At 58.8% G+C, this 10,312-nt stretch carries 9 protein-coding genes and 1 pseudogene; 5 read left to right on the top strand and 5 right to left on the bottom strand.

Features of this window, described 5'->3' with window-relative positions; translation table 11 throughout:
* Positions 1-1,196: pseudogene (locus BGN91_RS06480) on the bottom strand (hypothetical protein); the annotation flags it as partial.
* Positions 1,197-1,466: 270 nt separating this feature from the next.
* Between BGN91_RS06480 and BGN91_RS06475 the strand changes: the two are divergent.
* The 5 genes from BGN91_RS06475 (at position 1,467) to BGN91_RS06455 (ending at position 8,142) form a co-directional block, all read left to right on the top strand.
* On the top strand, positions 1,467-2,678 hold the full coding sequence (locus tag BGN91_RS06475; RefSeq protein ID WP_292611580.1) for a site-specific integrase: 1,212 nt from the start codon (positions 1,467-1,469) through the stop codon (positions 2,676-2,678).
* Positions 2,671-3,174, top strand: a complete 504-nt coding sequence (locus BGN91_RS06470; protein WP_292611578.1) for a hypothetical protein — start codon at positions 2,671-2,673, stop codon at positions 3,172-3,174. Before BGN91_RS06475 ends, BGN91_RS06470 begins: the two co-directional genes overlap by 8 nt.
* A 335-nt stretch (positions 3,175-3,509) precedes the next feature.
* Positions 3,510-6,320, top strand: coding sequence for a DNA-primase RepB domain-containing protein (locus BGN91_RS06465; protein ID WP_292611576.1), 2,811 nt, complete (start codon positions 3,510-3,512; stop codon positions 6,318-6,320).
* A gap of 232 nt (positions 6,321-6,552) precedes the next feature.
* Positions 6,553-6,882, top strand: a complete 330-nt coding sequence (locus tag BGN91_RS06460) for a hypothetical protein (RefSeq protein WP_292611574.1) — start codon at positions 6,553-6,555, stop codon at positions 6,880-6,882.
* 1,062 nt (positions 6,883-7,944) lie between these two features.
* Complete coding sequence (locus tag BGN91_RS06455) at positions 7,945-8,142, top strand: hypothetical protein (RefSeq protein WP_292611572.1); 198 nt, start codon at positions 7,945-7,947, stop codon at positions 8,140-8,142.
* A 662-nt stretch (positions 8,143-8,804) separates the two neighbouring features.
* Here the strand turns inward: BGN91_RS06455 and BGN91_RS06450 are convergent.
* The 4 genes from BGN91_RS06450 to BGN91_RS06435 are packed head-to-tail and all read right to left on the bottom strand — an operon-like array spanning position 8,805 to position 9,907.
* Positions 8,805-8,969 carry a hypothetical protein gene (locus BGN91_RS06450; RefSeq protein WP_292611571.1) on the bottom strand — a complete coding sequence of 55 codons (165 nt, stop codon included), beginning with the start codon at positions 8,967-8,969 and terminating at the stop codon, positions 8,805-8,807.
* Positions 8,970-9,003: 34 nt separating this feature from the next.
* Complete coding sequence (locus BGN91_RS06445) at positions 9,004-9,309, bottom strand: hypothetical protein (protein WP_292611570.1); 306 nt, start codon at positions 9,307-9,309, stop codon at positions 9,004-9,006.
* A gap of 8 nt (positions 9,310-9,317) precedes the next feature.
* Positions 9,318-9,659: a hypothetical protein gene (locus BGN91_RS06440; RefSeq protein WP_292611569.1), complete on the bottom strand. Its 342-nt coding sequence runs from the start codon at positions 9,657-9,659 to the stop codon at positions 9,318-9,320.
* Positions 9,656-9,907, bottom strand: coding sequence for a hypothetical protein (locus BGN91_RS06435; RefSeq protein WP_292611567.1), 252 nt, complete (start codon positions 9,905-9,907; stop codon positions 9,656-9,658). Before BGN91_RS06435 ends, BGN91_RS06440 begins: the two co-directional genes overlap by 4 nt.
* Positions 9,908-10,312 lie beyond the last annotated feature (405 nt).

Below are 10,312 nucleotides of genomic sequence, written 5' to 3'. Positions count from 1 at the left end.
GGCTGAATTTCCGTCTCTGCATGGCAACCTCCGGCCTCATGAAACACCCAATCTCGGTGTCCATCAAACCGGCAGCAGCTCACCCGCAGCCTTCGCACCTTTGGTGTCTTCAACGTGACCCCTTCGGCTGGATTGGTGCGCATCTTGCCGTTCGCCACTGCCCAGCCAAAGATCGTCTTGAGGCCCGCAAGGTCATTGTCCTTCACGGTCTTTGCCGAGATGGTGCGGCCGGTGCGTGGGTTGATTAACGCGAGACGGTGATCCTTGAAGCCACGCACATCCTCGACCCTTAAACGTCCTGCATCGTCGTGACCAACAAACGCCACTAGGGCCTTTATAGTATTGCTATAGCTGTCATGCGTGCTCGGCTTGAGGTTGCGAGCCTTAGCTTCGACCCACCATCCTTCGACCAATGCGGTTAATGATCCTCCTTTGATAGCTGAGACAGGCGGGGCAAGTGGAGATACCCTTGCAGGGAAGCGTTCGGCCTTCCCGTCTGGCGAGTAGTCCCCTTGTGCATTCCTGAGGCGAAGCTCCAAGGCGTCCCGCAGAGCACGCCAGAAGGCCACGAGAAGCAGCCCGCGAGATTGCGGTACGACGCGGCCGATGCCCTTAGCCAGCAACAGACGGTTCACGAGCGGACCTAGCGACGTCTCAAGGTCGCTTGCCTCGGGTCGTTCATCGGCAGGCGGAAGTTGATCCAGGTCCATCACCTTCTTCCCATAGAGGCCCGGCCGAACGTGACGCGCAAGGGATGCCGTGAAGATGTCTTCATCGTCCAGCGGATCATGCTCAACGATGTGCATCTCGCCATCAGCACCCTGCTCCACGGCAATGGTTCGCTCACGCCTCTCGCTGGATGTCCATGCCCGGTATAATTGACCCGCCAAGGCTTCGGCTTGCTCCGGGGAGAGCTTGACGGGTGTGTCTTCGCGGAGAGCCCGCCAGACCTGCTCAAGGTGAGCATCAACAGCGGCGCTCCTCGCCTTCACCTTCATCGGATCATCGGTGCCGAGAGAGAAGCGCACGGACTGTGCTTGTGGTGTGATGGTGACTGCTCGGGTCTCACCATCGCCCAGCGGAATGGTCAGCTTGTGGCCGATTGCTTTCGCCCGGACATCGGCAGGAATCCGACGCACGAAGTATCGATTTCGCGAACCATCCCGTCGCATCGGGCGCACCATCCGAAACAGCATTGTTGCCCACCGTTGTTACACAGTCGGGTGAGCGCAACTCACTGTAAGGGCTTAACTTCTTGAAGGGAAATGCTTCTTCAAGTCCATGGTGCCCAGGGGCGGGATCGAACCACCGACACTGCGATTTTCAGTCTCACTGCCTTCGTTGTCTCTCGTTGTCGTGACATCGCTACACTTGAAAGAACAACGTTTTTCTTCCAACTCATTTGCTAGAGTTTTCATTCATTGGCTTTCCCGGTTGCAATGGGGTTGCAAAGTCGAGTTGCTCATATGAGTACCGCGTTGTCATTAACTAAGTTGCCATCAACATCCGAGCGCACTCCGACCACCCGCGTGAAGCTGACGGAGCAGCGCATAGCGAACCTTGTAAAGCCACGGGTAAGCGTGGCCTACGTTTACGACACCGTCACGCCCTCGCTCGCCGTCCGTGTTGGATCGACGGGCGGCCGCTCGTTTGTAGTCGTCAAGAAAATCAACGGGCACACTCAGCGGATTACGCTGGGTCGTTACCCCGGTCTTAGACTTGACGATGCGCGTCAGGCCGCACGAACAATTGCCGGTGAAATCGCCAAAGGTAACGACCCTGTCGCATTGCGGAAGGCCGCGCGTGCCCGGAAGACCAAACTTTCCGATCTGTGGCCCTCATATCTCTCTCATTTGAAACAGCGCAATCGGACTTGGCGCCGAGACAAGCAGCGCTGGGAGACCGAAGTGAGCCCAGCTCTTGGCAAGAAGGCTCTGGCGGAGATTTCCCGCACCGATTGCCAGGGCCTGATCGATCGGATTGGAGCCGACCGCCCGATTGCCGCCAATCGCGTTGCCGCATTTTTATCGGCTCTTCTAAACTTTGCTGTTCGATCAGACCGGCTGGCCGTCAATCCGGCTAAGGGTCTGATGCGGTTCCAGGAAACATCGCGGTCCCGCATTCTGAAATCCGATGAACTCGAAAACCTCATTAGCTCAATCGAGACCGAGGGAGAGCCTTGGGCGAGTGTCTTTCTGATGCTGCTGTTTACTGGAGCTCGTCGGGGAAGCGTCCTTGGCATGCGTTGGGAGGATATCGACCTCGGGGCTGCGAATTGGACCATACCGGCGCAAGTCGCAAAAAACAAAACCGCAACCCCCATTCCGCTCACGACACCAGCCGTCAAGCTGCTTCAACAGCGGCTAGATCACTCCGCTGGCGAGCCATGGGTTTTTCCGAGTCCGGTCGGCTCCCGTCATCTCATTGGCTTGACAAAAGCGTGGATGCGGGTACTCCGCCGAGCGGGCATCCAGGACCTTCGCATCCACGACCTGCGGCGCTCAGTCGGGACGGCGCTTGCGCGCGCTGGCGCAAGTCCGCACATCATCGCGACCGGGCTGGGACACCGCAGCATCGCGTCGGCAAGGACTTATGTGCGACTGGCGGGAGAAGACGCACGCCAAGCATTGAACGATGCGGTGGCCTCTCTAACCGCCCGTGGTTCCAACAATGCGTAAATACAGTTGGAAATCTGGCACCACACCCCGCCTCGACGAAAGATTGGAGGATTTGGATGATGTTCGCCCGCCAGCCGACTGCGCGTCTCTTCCGGTAGAAATAGAGCAGAATTTGCGATACTTGATCGAGCAGGCTCTCAGCCGGCACGGCTTGCCGGTCGCGAAAGAGGTCGTCAATGAAATCGTCGAAGAGGTGTCTTACGCCTACGCGGGCCGGCAACATGTGTTGCGGGCCAAGGGTGCAGGACGACCGCCGAACGGCACGGCAATGTTGTTGTCAGTGAATGTTGCAGACCTTCTAGACAAGCATGGAATTCAAGGAAACTGGCAGCAGTGGCCTGGACACGCTGGACCAGTCACCGAGCTTGAAGCAATCGCGCAGACCGCCTTTCATCTTGCGTGCGATGGCGACGTGGGCTCCCTTACCCGTCCAGCCCGGACCAGCGAGGCACGCAAAACATTAGGTAATATTCACCGCAACGACCCCTTGCCGTAATTCCACTCAAATAATTAACGTAACAACGTCCATTTCCTGATGCTGCTACGTGCATCGTGGAGGTAATCCACGATGATAGACACCAACTCTCACCGACGGTCCAGCGCGAAAAAAGAGCGGCCGAGATTAGCGCCGCGCTCGCTGGAGGAAATCTACAAACTTCCGGCAAATGCCCTGCTTACTCCGTCAGAAACGGCTCTAGTCACGCGGCTGACCGAAGCTGCCCTGTCCGTCAGGCGTTCCAAGGGCCAGTGGCCTCCATTTCTGAAATTTGGCCGTCTGGTCCGCTACGGTTTTGCCGATCTTTTGACGCCGCCCAGCAGCAGGGGCGAACGATGATCGATATCGCCAGCCATTCAATCGACACTGGCCAGGAGGACCGCTCATCCTTGCTCGTTGCTGCCACAGCAACAGGCGCTACTGACACAATCCCGGCTAATAACGCTACCCACGAAAAGGCGATGGCGTGGGAGTTTCTCACCGCGCTCGATGCGCATGCGACCAAATTCACCTTCCAATTCATTAGCGATACTGGTGGCGGCCGACCGGAAATCTTCCATGGTAGCCTGGATGAGGTCTGGCCGAAGGTTGAAGCATTGAATAACCAACGGCACCAGTATGGAGTGTTCGTCACACCCAACGAGACCGATTTCAAAGGCCGCAAGGAAAAGAACATCGTCCGAGCCAGAGCGCTCTTCGTCGATGCCGATGGACCGGAACAGGTGGAGCATTGCGAAAGCGTGCTCGCGGCTTCCGGCGTCGCCGCAAGCGCCGTCATAAGAACCGGAAGAGGCGCTCATTACTACTTCTTTGGTGATGTGCATCGTGATGCTTTTTCTGACCTTCAACAAGCTCTGATCGAGAAGTTGGGAACAGACCGCTCGATCAAAGACCTTCCTCGAGTTATGCGGCTACCAGGCACGCTGCATTTAAAAAATGCCAGCCAACCTCGCCTTGTCATCTTGGAGCCGTGCGGGGGTCTAAGGCCGCAGCATTCGCCGAACGCGCTTATCGCAGCGCTGGGCGCATCAGCTCCGCCTCAGATGTCGCCTTTGTCTTCAGCAAAACCGCCTTCTACTCCGCCGGTCGACCTATTTCAGGTCGATGAACAAGTCCAAAAAATGATGAAGGACGCTACCGATAGGCTCTCCGATGGCCTCGAATCGGGCGGCTGGTTCGAGAGGCTTCCAGCCGATAAGCAAAGCAACGTAGTGCGCCATGCGGCCCTCCACATCGCAAAGAACTCCAAACTTTTTGAGCTGGCAGCCAATGGCGGTAGCTATCAAGACTATTTGAGACTGGCACTCGCAATCGCCCGCAGCGGAGTAATGGATGCGGAAGATATCTTTGTAGCGGCGGCGTCGACTGCAGTTAATGCAGATGCACCGGATAGCCTGCGGGAGTTTTTTGAAGGTTGCCGACGCACAGTGTCACCGGCGTCCGGGGTAACCGTTGGCACATTGATCCACGTCGCCAACCAATGCGGCGCGAATTTTGATCAATGGAAGCTGATTATAGACGCGGCCGATCCGAATATCGCGGTGTACAAGCCGGGGAACGAAGCCGGGTGCCGCGAGCGCCTTGACCACATCGTAGGGGCCGATCCCGACACCTTCACGTTAGGTGACTCGACCGGCCCACTGGTGATCCTGCGAAAGCCGAAAGATGACGAGCTGCCATTCGGTGCGCAGTGGGAGGGCGATCTACCCGGCACAACGCTCGCCACTTCGGCAGATATTATGGAACGAGCCGAACGGCTGGTGTGGCAAAAGCGGGAAGGCGGCAAGGACGAGAGGCGACTTGTGCGCACCCATCCGCCGCGGTCCTTCGTCAACGACTATCTTGCTCAAATGCGCGGTCGATACGGTGCGCGGCCGTTGCGCGGCATCGTCCGTGTGCCACGCATCGACGACAATGGGGACGTCCATTCGATCTCAGGTTATGACGCTGGAACCGGCTTATTCCATGACAGGTTGCCCGATCTCGACATCCCGCGGGCACCAAAGCTGGACGAGGCCAGAAGAATGGCAGAGATATTGTGCCTGCCGTTTTCCAAATATCAGTTCGATAACCCAAATGCCGGCAAAGCGCTTGTGCTCGCTGCCATCTTTACCGCGCTGGAGCGTCCCTTTTTACCCGTGGCGCCGATGTTCGTCGTGCGCAGCTCGATGCCCGCGACAGGTAAGGGCAAGATCGTGCGCGGCCTCGTGCGTCTGGCTTTTGATACGGGGCCGGTTGTTCTCACGTGGGGCGGCAGCAGTGAGGAGTTCGAAAAACGCCTGACGGCTATTCTGCTGCAAGCACCGGCGGCGCTCATGATCGACAATGCCAATGGAATGCAGGTTCAGGGCGACCTGCTAGAAAGCATGATTACCGAAGGCCGCGCCGATATTCGTCCACTTGGACATAGTGACATCGTGAAGGTCCGAAACTGCTCCTTCATGTCACTGACGGGCAACAACCCAATTATCACGGGCGATATGGCGCGCCGAACGATCCCGATCGACATCGTGCCGGCGTCCGTAGACCCCGAACGCCTTCGCTACGGCTTCGATCCCGTGGCGTACATTCAGCAGAGGCGTCCCGTTCTGCTGCTGGCCGCCTTCACCGCTATGCGGGCATTTCGTCTGGCGGGTATGCCAACTCAGCGGTTACCAGCCATTGGTTCGTTCGATGCCTGGTCGACTAAGGTCCGCGACCTCGTCTATTGGATTACCGGCTATGACATCAGCGAAGTGTTCCGTCGGAACAAGGCGGAGGATCCGCGGCGTCAGACTGACGCATCATTGCTGGCAGCGCTTTATCAGCAATTTGGCACGGTGCCTTTCAGGGCTGCGGATGCCATCGCGGTTCACAAAAAGGTTGCAGATAGCCAACGCTCGACGGGAGCAATTCAGATGCCCCAGCCAACGCAGGCAGAGCAGGCGCTGCACGACGCCCTCAACGACGTACTTGGGAGCAAGCGGATCGATGCAAAGCTGTTTGGATATTGGGCCCGTCGCCTTAGGGGGGCTCACAACGGCGGCCTCATTCTGGAAATTAACCACGATCACACGACGAACTCCAACCTGATCACGGTCCAGCCGAACGCAGGAGCGGCAATCGCTCCGGGAAACCGGGGAAGTACGGGAAGTTTTCAGTCCTAACATGAGGATCAAAAAATGAAGGTATCGTCCCATATTGATCAATACCTAGGGCCGGGTACTTCCCGAACTTCCCGCACCTCCCGGCGCCCTGCAATAGTGTGCGCGGCAGGCCGGATGCAGCTAGCTGCTAACGTCGGCTACGCCATTGCCGAGCGCGCCGAATCTATTATCCGCCGGAAGCGTCACGGATCGACTGCTGCGGACCCGAATACCCTCTCAGTTGGAGATTCCAATGTCCTTTCTTGAGCGCATGCGAGAAGCAGCCGACCAGCTCAATGCTCCACCTACTGACCCCTGGCGGAAGATTATCGCCAATGCCGTGCGTGACAGCGAGGCCATGAGCACCGCTGCACTGCTCGACCTTGTCGGAGCGCGCCCAACCACCAGCAACGCGCGCCGGCTCGCCGCGATTATGCGCGAGCTCAATTTTATTCCGATCCAGTCTCGCCGCCTAATGCCGGGCGGCTTCCGCGACACCGTCACGCGAGGCTGGGCGCGGCCCATGCGCGGCTCGGCTCAATCCTCAACAAGGTACAAAGGTGAGACGGCGGGCTGGGGTTGATCGGTCCTGAAAGACAAGAGAAGGAGGTACACGATGATCGGCGTGAACGTCGCAAGACTGGTACAAGAGCCAGGCGGAGACCTGGTGTGGAGCTTAAGAGAAAGGATTATAGGGCGGGTCTTCAGGACAGGCGGCGCCTCTTGGGGCGTATCATGGCCGTCGATGCAGCGGCGGCTCGTTGATCTATTCCCTTCATCCCACGCAGCATGTTTGGCTGCGGAAAAATCTTGGCCTGCAGGAGCACAGCTCGGCTGGATTGAAAGCGCTCAGGGTGGATTTTTCCGGCGGTGGGGGCGCTGCCGCTGCTATGTCAGGCGGGGGACATCGGGTTGGTATGCGGTACGAGGCTCCAAACTCTTGGGTAGAATGGGAAAGGTCATTTGGTTTGCAACCGCCAGCGAAGCCATGGCCGCTGTCGAAAGGGATCACTATACACCTTTCGATGCTGATCCTTTCCGCGATACTTCCGGCCGATACACCTGGCTGACGATCGCCCGACGGGCGGCTTGAAGTAGCGGAAGTGGTGAGCAGAATGGTCCGGCCGCTTTTGTCCCTGCGCGGTATCTCAAAGCACCCGCGCGTGGACGACGGCCCTTTCCATTTCTAATCGTGTGCATCGGCACGAACTGCCAATATCGTTATGGCGCTTACTGCTGGAGCGCTAGCGCGCAGAACGAAGCTCCACGCAAATGCGTTTGGGCAGCGTACGGCGGGTGCATATCGGCGCCTTGCGACCTTAATGGCGAATCGCGTTCGCGACTTCACCCGTGGCGGCTACAAGGAGCAGGTACGCGGATATATCCGAAATGCCCGCGCCGTAAAATGAATGCGCCTACGAGCGGCGATTAATATAGGAATGGCGGAGTGCTTCGGCGATGTTCCGGTGAGCCAGGAGCCGGCCGTGCAGCAACTCAAGAGGATACTGGCCGACTTCCTTGAGAGCGGCAGCACTGCTCATCGACAGGCTTCTCGAGATGGACACATCGTATGCGGAGTTCCTGAGCAGGAGGAACTAGTCGCGCGGACCCTCGGTTACGCATGGGAGCAGCCGGGCGGATGGCGATGAACGACGTAGAGGCGCGCGTGCAGGAGATCATGGACGAGTATGGCGACCTGGTCACGGGAGAGGAGCCGCAGGTGGAGGAGTTCAAGAGGGCGGTGCAGGACTTCCTCGAGCGCGGCCCCGGCTTGCCCGACCAGCGGCGCCAGGCGCTGCTCAAGCGCATGAAGGCTGGGACGCCGACTATGTGCACTTCCTGACGAAACGGGGCTGAACGTTCGGCGGGTGTGAATAGCGGAGCTTTGCGGGCACGGAAAACAAGTTGACCACTCTTGCCCTGACATCTGAACAGCATCGGAAAGAGAGCCGACTAGGATACGGATACATACCGGAGCATTACAGCTGCTTCACTTGCTGCGTCTGAGGGCATCAGAGGTAAAAGTGGGGCTAGTGCTCAATTCTCGCTGCTGCAACGCCGGTCCTTAACTATATCTGGCCTGACTAGAGGGCTTCCTCTCCTGCAGGTGCTGGGTGTCTAGTTCATCCAGCTTCTTTTCGAGCGTTCTAAGCTCGTCCTTGTTGAGGCTGATTTCGGCCGGGTCCGTCAGTCCGAGCGAAAGCCCGCGGTTGTGGGCAATCTCTCGACGTAGATCATCGCATTTGCTGCACATGGCTCGTTCCTCGTTGGGCGGGAAGCGGGTCGCTGTCGTGCAGTCGCATGGCATCCCTTCGCCGCAAATGCAACCGAGCTCATCGTCTGTATCTATTAGGAAGGCTTCAAACCCGCGACGACGGCGGGTCTTTTGACCGCGGCGCGGTCCCGCAAGGCTCACCGGGGCACGGAGCGCGGGGCCGTGCCGGCCAACGGCAGGAGATAACCGCGGCCTGGAGATTAATTTCGCACCTCGGGTCTCGTTCCCAGCTACCGTTCGGCGGGATGGTGCTTCGCAACCACTCTGATCAGATTCTCTTCGAGGATCTCGATGTCGGCCGTGCTGAGGGAGATGCTGGCGGGATCTGTCAGCTCTGCCAAAAGCTCGCGGGCGGCGGCGATCTTGTAACGTACGTTGTCGCACTTCCTGCACATCGCTCGCTCCGCATTGGGCGGGAGCGCGCGGCTCTCAGTCACCGATAGCTGCCAAGGAGAGAAACGATGATGGACTACGAAACGAAGTTGGGCGCGTACGGTTCCGGCGTGCCTCAAATATTTGGGCCCTTAACTTAGGCGGCAGTTCGGGCGGATTCCTCCACGTTTCAATCTCACTCGCCGTCTCGGCACGCTGCACCTTCTTGAGCAGCTCATCGCGCTCCTTGCCGTCGGGCAGGCCTGCGGCCTCTTGGCGCGTCTCCTCCGCGAACTCGGCAAGGCGCTCCTGGATCGATTTTGTCCGCGTCATGTTTTGCCTCTGCTGCACGTTGTCCTCCACGGTGGCAGCTACAAACGTTTCTCGCCCGAGCCTGGTTCCGCGAGACGCCTCAGGAGCCCTTGTTCCACTGCGCCCAGCGCGCCCTTGCCCTTCTCTTCAGGACGCATTCGCTCGCCGCCGAACGCCGCGCGGAAGATCTCTGCGGGCTCCTCCTCGGCGAACATGAACACCTGATAGAACGCGCCGTCCGACACCACCGAGTGCCCGTGCGGCGAGAGCGAAAGCCCGCGCTCGTCGCAGAATATTCTCAGCATCTGGTAGTTCGCGCCGATGCACTTCTCCTCCTGAAGCGCGACCCAGTGCCTGTGCGTATGGTCGGCGCCTCGGAGGATGCGCCGGTAGACGCTCATCGGAAGCGCCGCTCGATCGGTCCGTTAATGGCCTTGTTCGTGCCGGGATACTTGGCGCGCTGCTCCTTGGCCTGGCGGTCGCGCTCGGCGCACAGGCCGGCCACTTTCGCCGCCATGCGCCCGAGCAGCTCTTCGGCAGCCTTCGTCGATATGCCGGCCCGCTGAAGAGACTTTATATCTTTGCGCTGGCGCACCATCTGGCGGCGCATGCGGTCGATCTCGCTTCGCAGGTAGGAAAGGTCCGGCATGGGGGAAGGCTCGTCGGTAGCAGGTCAGAGGAATAAGAACGTAACGTGAACGTAGAGTCAAGACGCTGGTTTTTCATTATTCTGCGGCTTCGGCTCCTTGCCGTTCGTTTCGTCCTTCGCCGCTTTGGCGGGCTCGAGAGGCAAATCGCAGTTCGGACAGACGAACCTGCGCCGGCGCGGGTGCTGGCCTACGAAAGCTTGCACCGTCGGGCCATGGCATTTGGGGCAGATGCGTTCGTCGCCGGCCATAGGCCCCATCGTAGTCTTTATTCCGGCATCGCGCAGTTGGAAGAAAGGAGGGGATGAAGCTGCTTCTCATTGTCCGCCTGTCAATCGGCGTTGAACTTTGACCCCGTATCGGCGTCCAATTTTGACCCCTTCGCGCGGCGTGGTTTGAGGGTAGCG

Source organism: Nitrobacter sp. 62-13 (genome assembly GCF_001896955.1).
Lineage (GTDB): Bacteria > Pseudomonadota > Alphaproteobacteria > Rhizobiales > Xanthobacteraceae > Nitrobacter.
The sequence above is the reverse complement of the archived record's forward strand: the minus strand, read 5'-3'. Positions and strand labels throughout refer to the sequence as shown.